General features: G+C 40.4%; 13 protein-coding genes. 5 read left to right on the forward strand and 8 right to left on the reverse strand.

Features of this window, described 5'->3' with window-relative positions:
• The 3 genes from JKG64_RS14475 to JKG64_RS14485 all read right to left on the reverse strand — a co-directional run.
• Positions 1–7,221: DUF7507 domain-containing protein (locus JKG64_RS14475; protein WP_210355042.1), on the reverse strand; the 7,221-nt coding region annotated here is incomplete at its 3' end.
• A gap of 581 nt (positions 7,222–7,802) precedes the next feature.
• The gene (locus JKG64_RS14480; protein WP_210355043.1) at positions 7,803–8,891 is read right to left on the reverse strand and encodes a helix-turn-helix domain-containing protein; all 1,089 of its coding nucleotides are present in this window, start codon (positions 8,889–8,891) and stop codon (positions 7,803–7,805) included.
• Between the two features lie 2 nt (positions 8,892–8,893).
• Entirely contained in the window at positions 8,894–9,877 is a 984-nt protein-coding gene (locus JKG64_RS14485) for a helix-turn-helix domain-containing protein (protein WP_210355044.1), read from the reverse strand.
• Between the two features lie 517 nt (positions 9,878–10,394).
• Here JKG64_RS14485 and JKG64_RS14490 point away from each other — a divergent pair.
• On the forward strand, positions 10,395–11,846 hold the full coding sequence (locus tag JKG64_RS14490) for an aldehyde dehydrogenase family protein (RefSeq protein ID WP_246512619.1): 1,452 nt from the start codon (positions 10,395–10,397) through the stop codon (positions 11,844–11,846).
• Positions 11,847–11,851: 5 nt separating this feature from the next.
• Here the strand turns inward: JKG64_RS14490 and JKG64_RS14495 are convergent, their stop codons facing one another.
• A complete protein-coding gene (locus JKG64_RS14495) occupies positions 11,852–12,895 on the reverse strand; it encodes an acyltransferase family protein (RefSeq protein ID WP_210355045.1) in 1,044 nt (347 codons plus the stop codon).
• Between the two features lie 254 nt (positions 12,896–13,149).
• Here JKG64_RS14495 and JKG64_RS14500 point away from each other — a divergent pair, with 254 nt between their 5' ends.
• Both JKG64_RS14500 and JKG64_RS14505 read left to right on the forward strand, forming a co-directional pair.
• A complete protein-coding gene (locus JKG64_RS14500) occupies positions 13,150–14,088 on the forward strand; it encodes a cytochrome-c peroxidase (RefSeq protein WP_210355046.1) in 939 nt (312 codons plus the stop codon).
• Between the two features lie 87 nt (positions 14,089–14,175).
• On the forward strand, positions 14,176–15,003 hold the full coding sequence (locus tag JKG64_RS14505) for an aminotransferase class IV (RefSeq protein ID WP_210355047.1): 828 nt from the start codon (positions 14,176–14,178) through the stop codon (positions 15,001–15,003).
• Between the two features lie 87 nt (positions 15,004–15,090).
• Here the strand turns inward: JKG64_RS14505 and JKG64_RS14510 are convergent, their stop codons facing one another.
• The 4 genes from JKG64_RS14510 to JKG64_RS14525 all read right to left on the reverse strand — a co-directional run bounded on the left by JKG64_RS14510 (position 15,091) and on the right by JKG64_RS14525 (position 19,612).
• Entirely contained in the window at positions 15,091–15,681 is a 591-nt protein-coding gene (locus tag JKG64_RS14510; RefSeq protein WP_210355048.1) for an HmuY family protein, read from the reverse strand.
• Between the two features lie 26 nt (positions 15,682–15,707).
• Positions 15,708–18,032 (reverse strand): TonB-dependent receptor, encoded by a 2,325-nt coding sequence (locus JKG64_RS14515; protein WP_210355049.1) that lies wholly within the window; start codon positions 18,030–18,032, stop codon positions 15,708–15,710.
• A gap of 32 nt (positions 18,033–18,064) precedes the next feature.
• Positions 18,065–19,135 (reverse strand): PepSY-associated TM helix domain-containing protein, encoded by a 1,071-nt coding sequence (locus JKG64_RS14520; RefSeq protein WP_210355050.1) that lies wholly within the window; start codon positions 19,133–19,135, stop codon positions 18,065–18,067.
• A gap of 147 nt (positions 19,136–19,282) precedes the next feature.
• The gene (locus JKG64_RS14525) at positions 19,283–19,612 is read right to left on the reverse strand and encodes a rhodanese-like domain-containing protein (RefSeq protein WP_210355051.1); all 330 of its coding nucleotides are present in this window, start codon (positions 19,610–19,612) and stop codon (positions 19,283–19,285) included.
• 247 nt (positions 19,613–19,859) lie between these two features.
• Here JKG64_RS14525 and JKG64_RS14530 point away from each other — a divergent pair, with 247 nt between their 5' ends.
• Together JKG64_RS14530 and JKG64_RS14535 are read left to right on the forward strand one after the other, a co-directional pair.
• A complete protein-coding gene (locus JKG64_RS14530; RefSeq protein ID WP_210355052.1) occupies positions 19,860–20,777 on the forward strand; it encodes a DMT family transporter in 918 nt (305 codons plus the stop codon).
• An 80-nt stretch (positions 20,778–20,857) separates the two neighbouring features.
• Positions 20,858–22,069: a porin gene (locus JKG64_RS14535; protein WP_210355053.1), complete on the forward strand. Its 1,212-nt coding sequence runs from the start codon at positions 20,858–20,860 to the stop codon at positions 22,067–22,069.

Here is a 22,069-nt window from a genome sequence, read left to right on the forward strand (position 1 = left end):
TTTTCCATCCTTGTCCTTGAAAGAAACAGGAGAAGTAACTTTATTACCACCAACTTTTAGTGTCACCTCCGAAGGATCAACGATAACTCTGTTCAATTTATCATTAGTAAGCGCATTGATAACGTTATCCTTACCATCTTTTCCGTTAATACCTGAAACAGCATCATCGATAGCTTCTATTTCTGGCGCCACTACTGTAATCGTAATCACCGCATTATCGCAGTTTGTAGGATTCAATACCTCGCAGATCTTGTACTCAATCTTATACTCGCCTGCTGGTGTCTCTGGATTGATAGTCACCTTACCTGTATTTGGATCCAGAGTAGGCACAGGCTCACCAGGATTACGTGGATCAGCAGGTTTTTCAACTGTGATTTTGACATCTTTAGGATCGACTTTATTATCGTTTAACTTGTCATTTTCCAGTACACTCGGTGTTACCGTTTTATCTTTACCATTGATCGGACCAAACTTATCATCTTCGGCTTTGATCGGAGAAGCGATTATAACAATCGTTGCTACCGTAGAAGAACAGTTTGTCGTATTTAAAGCTTCGCATATGGTATATGGATATGTATACGTACCAGCAGGTACTACGCCCTTAGTAATCGAAATAGTTCCATCCACATTCATTACTATACCCTGGATTGGTTGCTTGTCTTTATCCACGACTATGCCTGGCGTAAGAATTACTTGACCTGACTGGACCACAACACCGTTCAACCTATCATTCTCTAATACTGTTCTTGTCGTGTGCTCATCTCGACCATTGAAAGGTCCATAAGTATCAGGACTCGCAAGAATTACATTTTTCTTATATGGCACCGTTACATTATCATCATCCTCCGCCGGTTCACCATTAGGATCCTTCGCCGTTACGGTCACTTCATTAAACAAGTCTGCACCTGCAGTTAATATATCTTGGGTAATGGCTTTAACTATGGTATACGCTTGGGATTTTCCTGGCTCAAGCTTATCTAATTTCGGATTAGGTACCCAAGTAGGGAACATCGTATCCGAGAAGACAAAATCTGTCAGGGTAACATTACCTGTGTTCGTTACTTTAATCGTATAAGTAATATCGTCTCCAATAACCGAAAACTCCGTTCTAGACGCGGTCTTCTCAACAGACACATCCGCTTTTTGAGGAATTGAAACGACAGTCTTACCATTCGGTTCACTAGGATTATTTGGATCTACTGATGTACCAGTTACTGGTGGCAATGGCTTAGTAGGATCCAAGACTTTTGGATTGGCCGTTACACTTGCTTGATTTATAAGCTTTCCTGCATCAATATCTTCTTGCGTCAATGAATAAATGGCCTTATAAGTCAACGTCGCTTTTGGGGCTAACTTGCTAACCGTATTACCACTTGGGTTTCCAGCAGGTCCCGTTATAGTTAATTTGTTTCCTTTACCAGAGAACTCCGTGTCTGTCAACACAACATCTTTCAATGTTATATTACCAGTATTGGTCACCACAAAAGTGTATTCAACTTTATCACCAACTTTAGCGCGGTCTTTGTCTCCTTTGTATTCGCCTTTTTTCTCTAATTTAATACCAGGAATCTGAACTAAATCTAAGATAGTAGGGTCATTGTTAGGATTACCATCACCATCATTATCCTCTTCGCCTGGTTTGTCAATAACAGAACCGTCAGGTCTAGTACCCGTATCGGATACATCCTCGACAGGTTTACCTTTCGGATCCGTCCCTGTAGCTGTAGCTGTATTCTCTATATAGCCCCTATCCAAATCTTCTTGAACTAACTCATAATCTGCGGTAGCAGTTGCAGTTTTACCCGGGTCGATAGTAGTAGAAGGCTTAAAACTTCCTGAACCTTTTAATCCTAATTTAGCATCCGTCAGTTTCAAATCTTTGATAGTGACATTCCCCGTATTGGTAACTACAAACGTATATGTGATTTTATCACCAACCTTACTTTTCCCTCCTATAGAAGTAATAGATTTTATTAATTGAAGCTTTGGCGCTTGAATCAAATCCGTGGTTTTACTAGCCAGCTTACTTTTAATATCGATAGGAGTATTACTTCCTGTAGGTATTTCAGGAGTTTTACCCGTAACAGTCGCTGTATTTACAACTTTACCGTCATTCATATCCTTCTGTGTGATCGCATATGGTACTGGAGCACTAAAGCGGAATTCTTGATATTTAACCAGTTCGGTAAGCCCTGAGATTTCAAATCCGGCTCCCGTCCAGCCCAATTTCTCATCCACAATCCTAAATGGAGCTTTCAATGTTACTTCACCTGTATTTTTGATTACAAATTCGTATTCGATTTCATCTCCTTCACTATGTCGGCCATCATTATCTTTGTCTTTGACATCATCCTTTACCTGCTTTTTAGCTAACTTGGTTAACTCAATAGTTGCAATTTCAGAACGGATTACAACCTGATCAGATGCACTTCCACAATCATTCTTCACCTGCCATTCCAAGGTTGCAGTGTTACCTTGTTCAATAGTAGCTGTACTCTCGTAACTATACTTATTAGAGAACGTAACACCTCCCTTTGCAGGTTGTATTATTACAATCCATTCTCCACTACTTCCCGTTTGGTTAGTGCTACTTCTTACTGGATTATTAGCTGCTAACGCAAACTTGCCATCGTTATATTTTAACTGATCTAGTCCCGCATTAGCGATAGGATCTACCTCTAGAACAATACGTACTTCCGTATTCTCACTTAAACAAGTTGATTCCTCTACCAATCGGTTTGCTGCATAATAAACAATCTCACCAATTTCACCTGCAGCAATACCCTTTCCTGCTTTCGCCCGATACCTTGCATATAGATCTTCGTTCGCTAATTCGCTATCCAGAATACGATCTGTAAGTTCTTTATCCCTATACCACTCTACAATACCGTTATTAGTTAATACAACTTGACTAAGGTTAGGTGTACCTTTGATACAGAATGCTTGTTCTTTGTAATCAGGTTTAATACGTGAAAGGTTAAATGGTGTACTATGATCTTTGGTCAATAGCTCCATTCCGCCGCAAGACAGAGCTAAGCTACACGTTCCTGCTGGTTTAAATGTAGTATAAACCTCTTGCTGAATGTTTCCAAAAGTAAATTCGGAATTTCCACATTCAATTGACTTCACATCACCTTCGAATCTAATTTTGCCTTTTAGCGTTATTCTCTCTTGGAAAGCTAAATCTTCGTTAAATTCAAAAATATATCCTTTAACAGGGTCTAAAACATTCGTATATTTTAGTTTATTTTCTGCTATAAAACCTTGTGGATTATCAATAACCCATCCTTCAGGAAGTTTTAAAGCATATTTATAAATAAATTTACTAGCATCACGCCCATTCGAAATTCTTCCCGTAATCGGATGTTCTTTACCATCTTTACCGATATTTGTCACCACAGCAGTATAAGTCGCTGTTAATGGATCTCCCAAAGCTGGTGTTAGGTTAATTTTCACCTCTCCAGTCAAATCAACCACAGGTTCATCCAATGGGGCTCCATCTAGAATAATACGATCCGTTCCAGCTTCTAATATCCGCTCTACACCTTTAACCTCTTTGCCACAGAAGTTTTTTGCGGCAGGTGTTAATGTTACCGTCTGCCCACTTTTAAATTCACAACTGGCAACCTGCAACTGGAATTTTAAGTAAAAGCGTTCTCCATTCTGCAAACTGTTATTTTTAAGAAAACTTGCAGGGATAGTGATAATTGCTTCAGTTTTATCGCCCGAAAGACCTACGCCTTGAATAGGGGTTGATTCCTTGAAGATTATGTTGCCAGGCCGTGTTGTATACACATCTGACATATATGCATTCGTACTGATATTTCCTACACCTACGTAGTTCAAGAAAGAAGCCATCTTAATATTCAGCTTCAAATCCTTCGCTTCTCCTCCAGCATTGTTGATCTCTACTATATAGGTAATAGGTTTACATATAGGCAATGGCCCTACTCCTGGATCGTCGATAACTGTAGTCTGTAAAATTGGATCGACCAAGACAAAGCTAAGCTGCTCTGCGTAGCTTTTTTTACACGAAGCTTCTGCTACTGATGCGGGTACTCCCTTACAGTCACTACCATAGGCAATTTCAATATTGCCGTCTTCACAATTTTTAACTGCAGCTGTAACAAGGAAGTAACGGGACTGCTCGGCATTGATATGATTCAGATTATATACTCCGCCATTGTTTTTCAAAATACCGGAATTCACTTCGGTCATATCAGTTAATGACTCAACCTCTATTATGCTAGAAATATCTACATTCCCTTTCGTCTTCGCTAACCATAAGTTATCGAACTTACGGAACTCCGAACGATTCGAAACTTTAACTAACCATTTTGCTTCTTGTGTATAAGCAATCGTAGAAACCTGTGATACCTTAACCTCTAATTTATCATTATCGGTATTATAGTTCAACGTTTGTGCTTTGACAGGTACATCGACAACATTAACATGATCCTTACCCTCTGAATAAAAACTACCGTCTACCGTTGCCGAAACTTTAATAGTTTCCTTAAGACTTGTTTCAATGCAATTAGGCGTTACTATAGGCCTAACAATAAAAGTAAAACCTTCATCGATAACTCCCCATGGACTGTTGCCTTTGAGTGCACGCAAATGCCCCGCTAACGTATTAGCATTAATAGCATATGTTCCTCCCGAAACAGATAATCCGTTCACATCAATATGTGTAGGGTTTGCACCGTTCCCCTCTAATTCAACACGATATCCCTTCATAGTTAGACCAGAAGACACCTCAAAAGTAACCGTCTTTGGTTTTGCTATCTCTCTGAATTCGTCTGGGAATAATGCATTACGATAAGCATCTCCATCGATTGCAAAATCGATTCTAAATCCAGCACCTTCTTGTCCGGATTCACAACCAGGGATATTATAGGTTCCGTTGTCTGTACCTGTGTTCAATGCTGTACTAGCATAGTATCCCGATACCTTATCCAAAATACCACAAGTAAGCAGATTAGGGTTAGGTTTACTTGCATCGTATAATCCATATCCAGTTACAAACCTTTTCAAACCGGTATTTGCGTTAGCCTTTGTCGCTTTCAACAGCAAAGAAGCCGTAACTTTATCTCCGCTCACAAAGCCAGCAAATGCGCTTGTTTGATTCTCGGCAGGAAGAACAATAAAGAATTTATTTCCCTCACTTTGTATAGCGATATTCTCAAAAGTAAATGCAGTTGTGCCATTTCTAACCACCACCACTTTACCAAACAGCCCACTGGACACCAATCCTAATCCAGCATCAACAACCGAGACTTCAAATCGTCCTCCGTTTTTCCATACATGGTCGGTTTCGTTCTTAGGAGCGATTACGGTTCCTTGTTGAGCGATCTCGATAACATCCCCAGCAACAAAAGAGCGGATAGATTCGCCTAGGCCTGTCGCAGGACTATTACTGTCAGGAATACCGTTATTGTCCGTATCTGCTAGCCCGATCGTAACCCGTTGCAAGGAGACCTTTCCCCTATGCATTCCACCACCGTCACAATCTCCGGTTGGACAAGTAGCATCCAATGCGATAGTCTCACAAGCAAAAGTGATTTCATTACCACAATTGTGTAATGTACTTGTTATCTTATAAGATGGATTAGCCTCCGTTGTCGGACAAGTTAAAGTCAGAGGAAACTTCAATCTCCAGTTACCTTCGGTATTCTGGATTAAAGCGTCACGCTTTATTTTAATTTTATATTTTGTATCGCTGACTTTAGTCACCTCAGTTGCAATATCCTTCGCACCATTAAATAATTTGAGATTTGCTAAGTCTGACTGAGAGAGGTCTGCCGATAAATCAATAGTAATTTCCAGGTAAGCATCTGCTACCAAACCTTCTTTTGGAAAAGACCATGTCCCTATCTTAAAATCAGCTTGATAAGGAGCTGCACCAATAATATCTTGTTCACCCACATTCTCGCCAGCAAAAGCAAAAGTTAGTCCTCCCTTTGTCGTAGCAGATGCTGCGTATTCTGGAGTTTTCCCTCCTATACAGCTTTCCTTATGGATATATGTAACTTTATATCCTGTAGATTCTGTGGTATAACTTTTCGGTGCTAAAGCACAGTCTGTACCGCTTGCAGGAGTAGCATATCGTTGTGTAAAAGTAACAATCAATACTTCTCCAGGTTCCAAACGTTCTATTTTTAAAGTAGAACCGCTAACCGTTCCTAGGGCACTATTTACTCCAGAAAAAGTAATTGCTCCATCAATTTTGGCTGCATTTATATCAAGTACTATCGACGAAGCAGGAGCATTACCAGTATTCTCTACCTTCCACTCATGTTTATACGTTCCACCCATACAGACAGTCTGCAACTCACTTACATCTGAAATAACAATACGAGGCCGTTTACTATCATCAATCTGTACGGCGACAGAAGCCTTATCATTATTATTCCGCTCACAGCTCTCTCCGTAAATAGCTTCATAAGTAGATAATAAACCTTCACAATTATTTATAGCAACCTTTTCTGTAAATGTTAAAGTTGAGCCCGCAACAAAATTCCCTACATAACTATAGGTATTATCATTTTCATTAAATGTAAGCCCAATAGGCAATGTCGCTTGACCTTCCTGTAATCTAATAATACCATTACCATACTTAACTGGAATCCTAAACGCAGGAAGTCCACCTGTTCCTGAATTTTTAATAGTAATGGTACGCGTGAGCTCCTGGCCCACCAACCCCATGGTTAAATTAGGAGTTACGGAAATGTTTAATACTGCATACTGTAAATTGATAATATTTCCTTTCGCGGTTGCATCTGCACCACAGCCCTTAAGTGTGTAGCTAGCAAAACGGTCGGTCACATTTACCTTTAAAGCAGGGCAAAGCGCCTCCACGTCATAAGTAACCTCTACATAACCAGAAGTTCCTGAAGATATAGCTACCGGAATTGTTACTCCGTCAGTATTTATTGTCTCCACAGCAGGAGATACTAACGCTTGTCCATCAATTTTTACTGACTTTTTCACGTACTTGAAACCGGAAGGCAACTTAATACTCAATTTACCTTCAGCACATTCATCATTAGTCTTGTTGATACGGACCTTAAGAGTCTTAGCTCCGTTTTCCACCTCAAGATTAGGAACAGCGAGATCCGCGTTGATACGGCCCTGTTGCGCCTGTAGTGTCCCCACAACAGCCAACATAGTCAGGAGCCATAAAAACACTTTCCCTACGTAACCACGAAATTTAAATTTCATATGTATATAATTTGATTTCCAGCTATCATATGGAATATCCAAACGACATTCATTCGTTTTTGTGCAGTCTGTGCTACATGGATATTTCATATGTATATAAATTAATAATTTTTGCAGTTTGAAGATTTTACTACTCATATTACTCATCAAGAGTACTCAAAATAGCTTATCCCTACCCACGGGTAGTTAATAAGGCGCAAAAGTAGATAACCCAAAATATTTTCATGTCTCATTTTGTCCAGTTGTTGTCCAGTTAAAAAATGAGACACAAAAAACAAACTGATAAACAACAACTTAACAAGATAAAAACCTAAAAAAATGTAGCCAACAAGCTACATATAAAGCTGTCAAATATTTTTTTGAGACAGCATAAAAATGGAATTTCGAGCGGAAATATTAATTTAAAATACTATTTAAGAATAGCATACTCAGATTGGAGAAATTGGGCAAGAATCTGGCAAAGAAAAAGTAACAAAAAGAGAATGTCGCAACTAAAAAAATAGGCTAAAAACCGAAAACTTTTAAAGGAGTTGTACCCGAGCTAAGGCTTAATAAAGAGTAGCAGTTGTAAACCATTGGATCTACAACTTAACAAGATTCTGCTCTCGATAAACCATGGGAGAACATCCCTTTTCAAGGTTAAAATTACGATAGAAGGAAGCTCTGGAATTAAATCCGCAGGCAAAGGCGAGTTCTTCCATGCTCATATCCAATTCTGCGGACATCAACATATCACAGGCCCTAGCAATACGCCAGGAATTTATCGTCTTTACAAAGCCCTCCGAATACACCTGTGTAAAATATTGGGAAATGAAACTCTTGGGAATATTCAAGTCCTGCGCCATCTGCTCCAATTTAAAGCTTGCATCAAAATATTTTTCGGTGGCCAAATATTCGGCAATCTTACGTTGATGCACAGTCGATATATATATCGACTGTCTTGATTCACCCTCCGGAGACAATAGCGGAACTAACTGCACATCGGCAATCTGTTCGGAGTTTCGCTCGGCCTCAGCTACCAAAGGAACACGAAGCCGGCCCAGCATATACCAATAAATTAAAGACACACCGGCCAACATTGCTCCAATTACGACAATTCCTGTCATCAATGGTTCCTCTTTTACACCTCCCTTGTAGTTTTCCCACACAAAAGGCAACATAAATGAAGTTAATATCAACAGCACAATCATCGTGTACTTAAAAACACCAAGGTTGATATTTTCAGGTCCCTTTTTAGCGGTGAGCACAAATATGGGATACAATACCCATGATGCACACATGGCACCATAAAGAACAGTGTAATAACCGATGGTATAAGAACTTCTAAACAAAGGAGAGCACAAAAATACGACATAACCGATGACACCTAATAAAAAGGGGATAAAATGGAGCCACAACTTCCCTCGAGACACCTCTTTTCCTTCTAATATTCTATAGATCCAAAAGAGAAAAGGGCCAAAGGTCAATCCAAAAGGCGCTGCTGTACTCACATATTCCATTCCTGGAAAAACTTCAGTAAACAAAAACATAAAGCTTACATCAACAAGCATCTGTATCAAAAAGACGGATAAGATATTATCTATCGTATTGCGATTCTGGATTCCAAATGATAACAAAAGCGCTTGCAGGGCGATTACAAAAATGGAAGCATATAGAAAAACAACAAACATACCTAGGTGAATGAAGATTGTTCTCTATAAGTAGAAGGTAAAACCCCTACCCGTTCTTTGAAATATCGATTAAATGTAGTCTTAGAAGAAAACCCGGAAGAATGGGCTACTGCTTCGATTTTATATTCACTACCGAATTCGGTCAGAATTTCTTTCGCGTGACGTATACGATAGGTTGCCAACCACTCGTAATAGGTCAGCTGAAGCTGATCGTGGAGATAATGGGATATTATATTTTTGGCAATACCAATATGATTAGATAATTTATCCAAAGACAATTTTGAGTCCAAAAACAAGCGATCGACTTCCATTGCCCGGACTAATTCTCCTCCGCAATGTGTCAGCAGTCCAGCATCAGCTGGTACAACCGGAACTTCAGCAACAGGCCCAACAGCACTATCCTGTTCTACAGCATGGAAGCGAGAGTACATATAGTTGACAAGCATAAACAAACTAAAGACCATAGCAACTGCAATAGCATGAATCGGATTGATCCCCATAAATAGATCGACTTGCATATAGTGTTTCAAAAATACGGCTCCCACAAAAAGAAAAATCCCCATACCTAGAGCCATTAACTGTTTCAGCAAAACAAACCCTTCCGTTTTGCTGCGCGTTCCTTTCAGTCGAAATAAAATCACTAAAGGATAACCTATCTGCACTAAAATCATAACAGGGAGGTACCACTCAAAATATGCCCAATCAAAAGTATCTCCCAATATAAGATACCAAGTCACAAAAAATACAAAAGGAATATTCCCCAACAGTAAATCCCGCTTGATTACCGCTTCACTTTTCTTAGACAAATACTGATACATCGCCCAGAATAAAGGACCGTACAGCAAAGGCATCGGAAAACTATAGTTGGAAAACAGTATACAAAAATGATATAACTGCAGTATGGTCAATACAGAAACAAGCAATTCAAAAAAAGTCAATTTCTTCAAAAAGGAAGACAAGGTCATGTTGATTTTTCTCGTTAACAAAATTAATATAGCACTATGCTCATACTCAGTAAAAAGCATGAAACCAAAAATCAGTTTGGATCACAATTGTAATCTGTACAATAAAATGCCCTAAAATTAATCCCAAGCATCGTAACCTCTGCCGAAGCAGAAAAACATTGACACTAGAAAAAATTCTCTTAAGTTAAGTTCAAAAAATCGCCTACTTATGTAATGACGATGTACTATAGATAATCCCCAAGGTGATAGTATAGATGCGCTATCACATATTGTTTAACAATATATGATTCTACAAATATAGGATAAAAACATTTCTATAAAAAATAAATCTTTTTTACACTCAATAAGTTACATAATTATAATATTAAGATTACGATCCGTATACTTTTTTTTAAAAAACAACCTACTTACCCTTAACAATTACATCTAGAAATCCGTAGACTGATTCATTAAAAATCTGCTATTCCATTGAATTTCGGCCGTTGGACTTATGAGCAAAACGTGAATTTTACACCGACTTCTCAACAAACAATCCACATTGCATATTTCACTTTTGTGGCAAAAAGGCGTATTTTTATTACAGGGAGGTGATATGCAACAACAACTGAAAACGATATTCGAAGGACAAAAAGCACAAAGACAACAAACCGGTGTACCATCCGTACAAGAACGTATAGCGTACCTAAAAAAACTAAAGTACAGCATACAGCAACGCGAATCTGCAGTATTCAATGCACTAGCTCTGGACTTACGAAAAAGTGAATTTGAAGCTGCAGTTACAGAGGTTTATTTTATCTACTCAGAAATCGATTTTGCGATCAGACACCTCCGGCATTGGACACGGCCCAAACGTACGAAGTCCACTCTGTCCAATCTATTCACAAAAAACAGAATAACCTATCAGCCTAAAGGCACCTGTCTCGTTATAGCTCCCTGGAACTACCCGTTCCAATTGACGATGGGACCTTTGATCTCGGCTCTCGCTGCGGGTAATACGGTGATGATTAAACCTTCAGAATACAGTATACATACCTCCAATATCATCTTTGAGATCCTGAGCGCTGTATTCGATCCGTCTTTAGTATACTGCGCTTTGGGGGATCAAGAGATATCCACGACTCTTCTTGCTCTTCCTTTTGATCATATTTTTTTTACGGGAAGCACCCAGGTGGGGCAAATCGTCATGCAAGCGGCCGCAAAACATCTGAGTTCAGTCACCCTCGAGCTTGGTGGCAAATCACCTGTACTAATCGACCGCGATACAGATTTACAAAAGGTGGCCGAAAAGGTCGCATGGGGCAAACTTCTCAATGCAGGGCAGACCTGTATCGCACCAGATTACCTTCTGATACAGCAGAGCCAAGAAGAACAATTCATCCAATTTTTTCAAGCCGCAGTAACACGTTTCATCTACAAACCGTCCGGTGCTATTGATACAGACAGTTATCCAAAGATCATCACCCCAAAACACCTATCCCGCCTACAACAGCTCACTGACGACGCCTGTACACGAGGCGCATGTATCGCCTGGAAGGGAACTGGAGATTCGAAAGACACCTTTGCTCCCACGGTCCTACAGAATGTACCCTTAGATAGCCGGGTAATGCAAGAGGAAATATTCGGCCCCATATTACCCATAATTACGTACAACACACTGGAAGAAGCAATAAAATTTGTTCAGGATAGACCAAAGCCATTGGCACTATATATATTCTCTAATAGTACGAAAACGACGGATCATGTTCTTAAAAATGTGAGTTCTGGAGGTGCTTGTGTCAATGATGTAATTCTTCATGTTTCCAATCTGCACCTCCCTTTTGGCGGAGTCAATCATAGTGGTACTGGGAGTTCACACGGTTATTTCGGTTTTAAGGCGTTCTCCCATGAGCGCTCTATTATGTACCAATCAAAATTCGGGCTCTCCCAACTTATTTATCCTCCGTATACCGATAAGGGTCGTTTATTAAAATGGTTAAAGCGCTTGATGTAATACCGTTACTTCGGCTCTCTTCTCATCCACCGGAGCAATCTAGGTTCGATCTTATAACTTATAACGTAAGCTAGCCCCACCATACATACAGTCACAAGCGACACGAGCACATATTTATTCATGTAGGAATATAGTTTATTAAAAATAATAAAGCCTATATGTTGGTGTAATAGATATAATGGATAAGTCAGCATCCCTAATTGAACCCATCGCTGGCTATTGACAAACTGCATCTTTTTTAAGGCAACCAGCGCCATAAGAATATAGAACCCAATGATAGCACCTCCGATAACATAGGATGAAAACTCCTCATGAAAAGTGCGTTGCAACCAGTTTATTCTTCCTACCGACGTATAGATCGATAAAAAAAGGCAACAGCCCAGCAAAGCGAAATAAATAACTTTCGGCCCAACAGCATAAATTCGATAAAATAGTATTCCAGCAATAAAATAAGAGCTCCAATCCAAAATAAAAAAATGATACAGCACTGTATAAATAGGCGTCCCTCCTATAATAAACCGTAAACCAGAAAGGAGTAGCCAAACACAGACCATATAATCGAGACTGATTTTTTTAATATAGTTCACCATTAAAAAGAATACAATCAAGAGGTAAAATTTCATTTCTACGTACAATGACCAATAGGCACCGTCAACGTGTCCGACATCAAAGAATGTCTGTATCATTGTCATATTGACCAAAAACTTTGCCCCGGTAACAGCGTACCTAGGAGCCCCAAAATAATAAGTGACTATAGCGGTTGCACAGAGACATAACCAATAGACGGGATAAAGTCGTTGAAAACGAGATTGTAAAAACCGGGGTAAGGAAAGGTGTTTTATTGAAAAAGCAATCACAAAACCACTAATTATAAAGAACATATCTACCCCTAGATACCCATATTTAAAATAAGACCCCATTTCATCAAAACGCAAGAGTGACATATTGCCAGCTTTAAAACCTCTATATAAAAAGTGATAACATAGGACTGCCATAGCGGCAATAAACCGGAAAAGATCGATCTGATAAACCCTTGTAGATGACGTCATAGCGCGCAAAGGTAGTCAAACTTTAGAAACAAAATCCGACCTTAATACATATCCACAACCCGGATATGCTACAAATTCATTACGAACCACCTATCTTACTCAAAAAACAAACTTTGGCACGATATTAGAATAGTATTTAGTATTCATAATTTAGGTTAATAATTGGTTAGTTAAAAACGCCTAAAGCTCCCCGCTTTAGGCGTTTTTTTATATAATTCCTTTACCTTTGTGCCCGTAAAGAAGCGGAAGATCTAATGCATAAATCGAATTCAGGTAAACTCGTCATTGTAAGTGTATTTTTTGTTGCTGCTATTTTGATAATAGCCTACCAATTTCTGGTCAACAATGACTCTCCCATAAATATAGACAGTCCTGCGCACTTCGGCACCCCTATCAACCAAGACGACATTACCGTACAGGGAGCCAGCCTGGGTCGACAGTTGTTCAACGATGTCCTGCTTTCTAGGCACCAACAGATTTCCTGTGCTTCCTGTCACCAACAGACAGCTTCCTACGCTGACCTGGGCAAGAGATTCAGCATCGGAGACCGAGGACTTCCGACTACACGAAACGCACCTGTATTGATTAATCTTATCTGGAAGAGCCATTACTTTGCTGATGGCCGAGCAGATCAGCTAGAGGAAACGATATACAATGCAATCAGGGATACCTTAGAACTCAACAGCAATATTGACTTAATCCTCGAGCGAGTACGACAGCACCCTATATACAGCAAAAAACTGAAAACGATATTCCAGGTTAAAGAAATCGAAAAAGAGCATGTTATCGATGTGCTGACGCAATATCTACGCACCCTAAATTCTTGGGACAGCAGGTATGACCGGATGCTTCGGGGAGATTTAGTCTTTACTGCAGAAGAAAAGCAAGGACAAATGCTATTTGAAAGCGAATGTGCAAGTTGCCATATCGCTCCTTTTTTTCACAGTAATACAACTATGGTGTCTTTACTGAATCAAAAGCTCCAAAGTCCATCTCTACGCAATATACATGCTTCTGCCCCCTATATGCACGATGGACGTTTTGATGGCCTAGATAGTTTATTACTACAGCATCCTGAAGAATTTCCACAAACTTTTCGGAAGAGGGCGCTGAACCAGCAGGAGCGAAAATCTATTATAACCTTTCTTAAAACCTTATCGGATGAGCAATTTTTGAATCCCAATTCATATTAGAATTTCCATTCGCCATAGAAGCCCTTCCTATTGCTTTTCCATATTCCATTGACTAAGTTTGTTACCATAACCACTAAACAAAAAACAATGCAAATACCCTATGTAATTTTCAATGGGACACTGATCCCTGAAAATGAAGCCAAATTAGGAATCACTGATCTTGCCGTAGTCCGAGGCTATGGGATATTTGATTATTTTAAAAGCGTACAAGGAAAACCTATTTTTATCGAAGACAATATTGATCGCTTTTACCATTCGGCACGCCTTATGGACCTCCCCGTAAACTACAGTCGGCTAGAGCTCAAAAAAATGATCGATCAGCTGATGCAGGCCAATAATATGCCCGACTCCGGCATCAAGATACTACTGACGGGAGGCTACAGTTCTGACGGCTATACCATTACCGAACCGAACCTGATTATCAGTCAGCATCCCATAACACGGGACAACACAACAGAAGAGCAAGGAATCAAACTACTGCCTTTCGAATATCACCGTCCCTTCAGTCAGGCCAAGTCTATTGATTATGTAATGGGCATACAAGCCCTTAAAGTCGCTAAAAAAGAGGGAGCCAATGATGTCATCTATGTACAGAATGGACTTATTTCGGAATGCCCGCGTGCCAATTTCTTCTTGATCAGCTCAGAGGGCAAATTACTCACTGCTGATGATGATGTACTGCAAGGTATTACCCGGATGAAGATTCTTGAACTGGCAAAAGAAAAAATCGAAGTTGAAATACGGGACATCACGTTAGAAGATTTAAAAAATGCACGCGAAGCATTTATCAGTTCAACCACTAAGAACATCACACCGGTCACCGCTGTGCTCGGTTATAAAGACTTTGGTCCAGGAGCGGGTATGGTAACCCGCCGCCTACAACAGCTACTCGAAGAACTGATATACAACAGTTAACACCTGACGGAAAAATTATCTTAGCACCAAAAACATAATGCACCACTCCTTTCGGAGGGCGCATTATGGATAAACAAAAGAGAAATATTAGAACTTATTCGTTCCATTCGACTGTAATACATAGTTGAATGTATAGTGCTGTTTTGGCCATTTCTCGCCACGAGTAGGTATATCTGCAAAATCCGGAGTTTTCACATTAGGACTACCTTTATAGTAACTCAACATCTCCAATTTAACGTAATTCCCCTTACTGGTCTTCACAAGAATAAGCACCCCTGGCTTCATCAATATAGCGTGTTGGGGCGCATTGTACAAGGTATTCACATAGTAGGTATTATTCCCCGTTATTCCCGAATTGCTATACCCCTCTGTTGGAGCCGTATGGTAACTATCCAACACACCTTCTACCAATTGCCCCACTGCACCATTCCCGAAACCGATTGTAGTACCTGTTATCTTGATATCCCAATCAGTAGAGTTTTCTTCGGTTTCTCGGTTCTTTTCCAAACTGAAATACACCCCACCTTTATCCAGACCGTTGAGATCTTTTACCGCAACTACCTCCTGTTTATTCGCTACCTCGTCGAGCTCCTTATTGTCTTTACTACAGCTGGTCAGGAGAAGTCCCGCCGAAATTGCAAACAAACTAACTTTTTGAAAAATGTGATTTTTAATCATTGCTTTTATAATTTAATATGAATGTACTAGTTGATTATGCGATAAGATATCCCGGCAAAGAATAGACGTCCCGGCATTGTCGCCACTCCGGTGCGTCTGACATCTCCTAAGTTTTCTGCCGAAAGGGTACATGTTATGCGGTCTTTGTAAAATGATTTGACAATAGATGCATTAAATAGAGAATAACCAGGAGCATATTCTTCATCTAAATTCAGGATCCCATTCCCGTCAATATCCCGAACGCCAAATCGCCCACGATAAGCCCAACGTAGCGTAAATACCAACCCCGGCTTTGGACAGTTATAAGTCATGCTCATATTACCTGTATACTGCGATCTGTTAAACAGTCCACCATACTCATCCGGTCTGACCAACCGACTGGTTCCGGTCTCTGCATCACGTGTATAGTATCCTTTTCCGGCCGTTATAGCATCCTGCACAGTGGTATTCGCTGTGCGCAGATATTGTCCTGCCACCTGTAAATGGAGATCCCGCCATTTGTAAGAAATAGTAGACTCTATACCTTTAATGACTACGTGTTCCTGATTCGAGTAGGTATATACCGATTTACCATTGGTCTTAGTTGCCAACACAAAGGTTTCGATCAGATTGGATACCTCATTATAAAATACATTAGCACTTATTGTCATTGGCTTCCATGGAGATAATCGTACACCTCCCTGATAGTTCCATGAACGCTCAGCATGCAGCGCTTTAATTCGTGCAGGATCAAACAAGACCTCGGCTATTTCTCCTGCCTCTATAAGCCTATTTAATTTATAAGCTGCATCTTCTGCACCGAATACGCTATATCCCTGAGTAGGATTTGTCCAATTGAGATACAGCTCCCTAAAATCTGGAGCTTTATATGCGCTCCCCACAGAACTATTAAGCCTAAGCCACGGCAACAGCTTGTATTGTGCAGCTATCTTGGGGCTAAATTGCGAGTCGTACACATTATGTATATCGAATCGCCCACCAGCGATTACATTCAAGCGTTCTGAAATTTCCACATCCGCCTGTAAATAAGCAAATCCGGATTTGAATTCCTTTTTATCGTCATACCGATTTGCTTTCAACCATTCATCCGTCACACCTGCACCTCCTGTCAGATACACCTTATCATTGACTTTAAAATCATGTTGCAGTTCTATTCTGGAAAACATTTGATCAAAGAAATCATGATTATACAGTTTACCGTCCTCCACCACATGAATACGTGTATCCGTTTTGTAAAGAGATTGATTAATCCTTAAAAAAGACTTGTGCCTATCTGAAAACCGATATTCCACCCGAGGAGTAAAAGCCAGGTCCCTTCTTAAGAATTTGGACGAAACCATTTCTTGGGCAACAGCTGTATTAGTTTTATAGTTGTCATGAGCATATTCATCATTGTATTTCAGCCCCAGCCTAATATCCAACTTCGGTATCGCGTGATAGTCAACATTGACATGCCCCGTGTAACCGTAAAATGGAGCAACAGTTTTTCCTACTGCCTCATCAGCGTAGCCATATCCACTATTACTAAACCGGTTAAAAGCGGCATACACTCCCGACTTGCGTCCCACTATACTGCCATCCACACCTATATCCAATGCGTTATGCGTACCATAACGTACAGCAGCCCCCAATTGTCTTCCCAATACAGCCTTCTTCGTAATGATATTGACAACGCCTGCCATGGCTTCCGACCCGTACAATGAAGATGAAGGTCCTTTCAGAATTTCCACTCGCTCGACATTTGCCATAGTGATCCGAGAAAGTTCCAATGTACCTGAACTTCTTCCAATAACCGGTTCACCATCAATAAGTATCAACGTATACTTTGCATCAAATCCCTGTAGCTGTAGGCCTGTTCCGTGATTCTCGACCAATACCACCCCAGGCTGTTCAGCGAGCACCTCATTAAGCCGTACCATTCCTTTTTGTTGAAACTCTTCTTTAGTAATCACCGTCATTGGCAATGGAATATCTTCCAACTTCTTTTCAGTACGTGTTGCCGTTATAATGACTTCATGCAGCGCTACCGAGTCTCTAAGCAATTTAAAAACAAGGCACTTCCTTTCTCCAAAGGTTCCTTTATACTGCTGTTTGGCATATCCAATCTTGCTTATCTGTAAATCATGACTTCCCCTATCAGCATTAAAGTAAAACTGTCCTCTATCATCTGTTTTCTCCGTCTGTTTGGTCTGGAGCAAGTAGACGGTAGCCCCCGATATAGGTTCCTCATTTTCATCGACAACCTGCCCTTGCAATCGAGCATCTGTCTGCGCAGATACGTGACCTATTTCTCCCGAAAAGGCACAGTGAAGCAACAAAATAGCTGCTATTTTGCAATTGATAAATCTCATTATATATTATGCTTTAATGACTACTGACAGATTTAGCGAAACTTTCGTTGGTACCAGACAACAGCACCGCTGATGATCAGAAAAACGGCAAATAAAGTAACTCCAAATGCTATAACCCTTCCCAATAATCCGCCTATCTGTCCCGAATGGATGTTATAATTCATAGCCTTCACTTTGTCGCCCATACTTCTTTCCTTCGAATACACACCTTGAAGCAACTGTCCATCATCAGGATTAAAATAAAGTATCTCCCGACGCCCTAACTTATCTTCATATTTAGCAATAAACATGAAGACATTATTTGACTTCCCTGGAAAAAAAATATTTACTTCTTCAACTTCAGAAAACTGTTTTAATGTATAGTCCAGTGATTTTTGAATTACTTCATCTTCTCGCGCTGTTGCGATAGCCTTCGGTATATGTCGCGAAGTCTGTTCCGATCCTGTCAACCAATATACCCCTTGCTCAAACCAATTAAAAGACATCATTAGACCACTCAGGCATATAAACAACAAGAACACCGATGCGTAAAAACCTCCGTTCTTATGCCATTGAAAATTCAAAAACTTCCAGCTCCCTTTCCACGGCAAATAGAATACCTTTCTCCAAGTACTACGTACAGACGGCCACCATAACCAGATCCCTGTAATAAGCAGTGGGACGCATGCTAAAGTCGACCACGCAACGATCTTACCACCCAATTTTCCCATACCTAACTGCGTATGTAGAGACCAAGCCATCAAAAAAGGATCCATCTTCGTATCTGTCTTTCCTAGTAGGACTCCAGAATAGGGATTGATATACAGCAGATGTTGTCCATACATATACACTTTGACCGATCTGTCGGCCTGCTGACTGACCACAATCTCCCTAACCTTGGTTGTGGTATGATAGCCCTCCGCTATCTCCGAAATACGATCGACAGATAACCTTACCATATCTTTGGGCGCCTCAACATAGAGAAGGTGAGGATATACAACACTCCTAATCTCCCGCTGAAAAGTATATACACATCCGCTCAGTGCTACGATTACAAGGACTATACCTACCAATAGCCCCATTATTCCATGAACTTCCCTAACTAGTTTTCTCGATTTATTCATAACGTCGACAAAACTAATAATAATTATTAGATAGACCTAACTTTAATTACACAAAATAAAAACAATTTATTTTTAATTAGCTAAAACAAAAAAAGACCACTGGGTTATTCCCAATGGTCTTTTCATCCTACAGTCACTATCAAACAACTAATCCTGTCCCCTATTTTCTACCATATCTTTTACCTGTTGCCAAGCTCCACCATTGATTACCCTATGATATCCAGCCTTCTTCAATACTCCCTTAGCCTGTCTACTACGCATTCCACTTCTACAGAACACCACTATCACCTCTTTCCCTTCAAATTTTTCCAATTGTGCAGGTAATGTACCCAAAGGGATATTAACTGCTCTTGATACGCTCCCTGACGCAAATTCTTCAGGACTACGCACATCAACTAAAAACACCTCTCCCTTTAATGCTTCTCTTAACATTTCATTACCTCCGTTTCCAAATATCTTTTTTATAAAACCTATCATATTCTACTTTTTTATCTCTCCAATAAGCAACAAACCAAAGATATACAACAACTAACTTATGCAGAGCAACATAAGTTACACTTACCTATATTTATGCCATCAGCTATCACAGCATACTTTCTTTATAGAAAAATCCATGTGGACAAAGAGTTCCACAACATTCGATTCTATAACACAACGCAATTCTATTGCACATAGAAGTGAATTTATGTAGGTTTGTCCTAAATCTAAAACAATACCCCTATTTATGAAGATCACCCAACGCGCATTTTTACTAGGACTATTATCAGCTCTATTTTTTGCAGTGACCTTTGTGGTCAATAGACTCATGTCTGTAGAAGGTGGTAGTTGGATATGGAGCGCCTCCTTACGTTTTTACTGGATGCTCCCTTTCTTCCTAGTTATTGTCATACTCCGCAATAATCTAAAGCCCCTCTTTAGCGCCATAAGACAGAAGCCCCTACCTTGGTTGTTATGGAGTACAATTGGATTTGGGATTTTCTATGCTCCCCTGACCTATGCAGCGGTATTCAGTCCATCCTGGCTCGTTGCCAGCACTTGGCAGATTACCATTATTGCAGGAATGATACTTGCTCCCTTTATTAACAAGAATCATCAATCTGCCAATTCAAAAAGCACCTATATCTTTTCGGCAATCATACTCTTAGGCATAGCCATCATGCAGATCCAAGCTCTCCAATCGGTAGGCATCACAAATCTCTTATCGGGCTTTTTATGGGTTTTGGTAGCCGCATTTGCATACCCTTTAGGTAATCGGAAAATGATGCAGCTAACAGATGGGCAACTCGACGTATACCAACGTATATTAGGAATGATATTGTGTAGTATCCCCTTTTGGATTGGTTTAAATCTCTACGGCTACTCTTCGGGGCATCCCTCACCTTCCGGCAATCAACTCCTACAGACCTTAATTGTAGCGGTATTCTCCGGCGTTATTGCTACTGTTCTTTTCTTCACCGCAACCGATATGGTTCGCAAAGATGAAAAAGGATTGGCCAAAATAGAGGCTACACAGTCGGCAGAAGTCGTATTTGCTGTGATCGGTGAAATTGTCATTTTACAGAGTCCCCTTCCCGACAGCTATGCCCTGATAGGAATGCTACTGGTCATTATTGGCATGTCTTTACACAGTTTAAAAAAGTAAGCCTCTTATTACAATAACAATTTGGAGTTCAAACATAATCTTTCGAAATTCGTACCGGCTGGATTCACAGCCATTAAGCTATGAAAACGTATCCAACATTCCTGAAAACAGCATTTTCCAAAGCACTGATGGTTTCACTACTCTCATCGGCTACGATCTGTAGTTATGCTCAGAATTCAGCAGACTCCATCGAGATGAGAATCAGGCCCTATGCTGGGCTACGAGGACATGCCGCCATCTACGACGGTAAGATGGACATCCAGGAAAATGCCTCACGCATAGGAACCGAAGTAGCAATGAAAAAAGGAAAACTGGGATTCGTTGCAGCAGCAGAACTTCAGGTCAATCTCTTACGTGGAGGTTCTAGTTTCAATGCTGACGGTAGTTTGTCCGGAGGCTTTCTAACCATACAGTCTGGACAGAACCAACAGGTTTTTGGCAATAGGCTCGGCTATTTAGGCGTAGAGTTTGAACGTCTTGGCCAACTTACTTTTGGTAAACAATGGAGCGTGTACCGTGATGTCACTGCTTACACCGATCGTTTTAATGTTTTTGGTTCCAAAGGTTCGGCTACTTTCATAGGAGGTACGGACGGAGGATCCAATGGAACCGGCCGTGCCGACCAGTCTATTATCTATCGTAATCAGATCGGACGTTTCTATCTCGGCGGACAACTACAAGCCCGCGGTGCCAATAACCATCGCTTTATTGATGGCTTTGGTGCCTCTGCTCAAATGCAGATTATTCCAGAACTACGCATCGGAGCTGCCTTCAATAAAGCTTTCCTCAGCGACAACCTCATCAATGATGGTAAAATACTAGGCCTTTCCGACCAACCCATCTATATCACCTTAGGAGCTGATTTTAAGGGCAAAAAAATAGATTTCAGCGCAGTAGCTATACTACAAAAAAATGGGGACTTTACACAGGGTAGCTATACTGATCCCTTAGGACAACATGTCACCCCTACCGTAGTATTCGATGCCAAAGGGCTTGAACTATTCACCAAATACAAACTGAACAAACTATCCTTACTGGCCGGTTATAACTTATATCTTCCTTCTTTCCAATCCGGCAACAATACCAGTATTCCTACTCCTATTGATAAGGGCTTCCAAAGAAACGACCTGATCCTAGGTATATCCTATCAACCGATACGCTTTGTACAGTTCTATAGCGAACAGCGTATTTCAAATGGCAGAACCGCGCTTGGAGCAAAAGAAGGCGCCGTCTTCACCATGGGTATGAAAATAGATCTATCCACCCAGTTATCAAAAATGTTGGTATTGTAA

The organism is Sphingobacterium tabacisoli (assembly GCF_017908035.1).
Classification (GTDB): domain Bacteria; phylum Bacteroidota; class Bacteroidia; order Sphingobacteriales; family Sphingobacteriaceae; genus Sphingobacterium; species Sphingobacterium tabacisoli.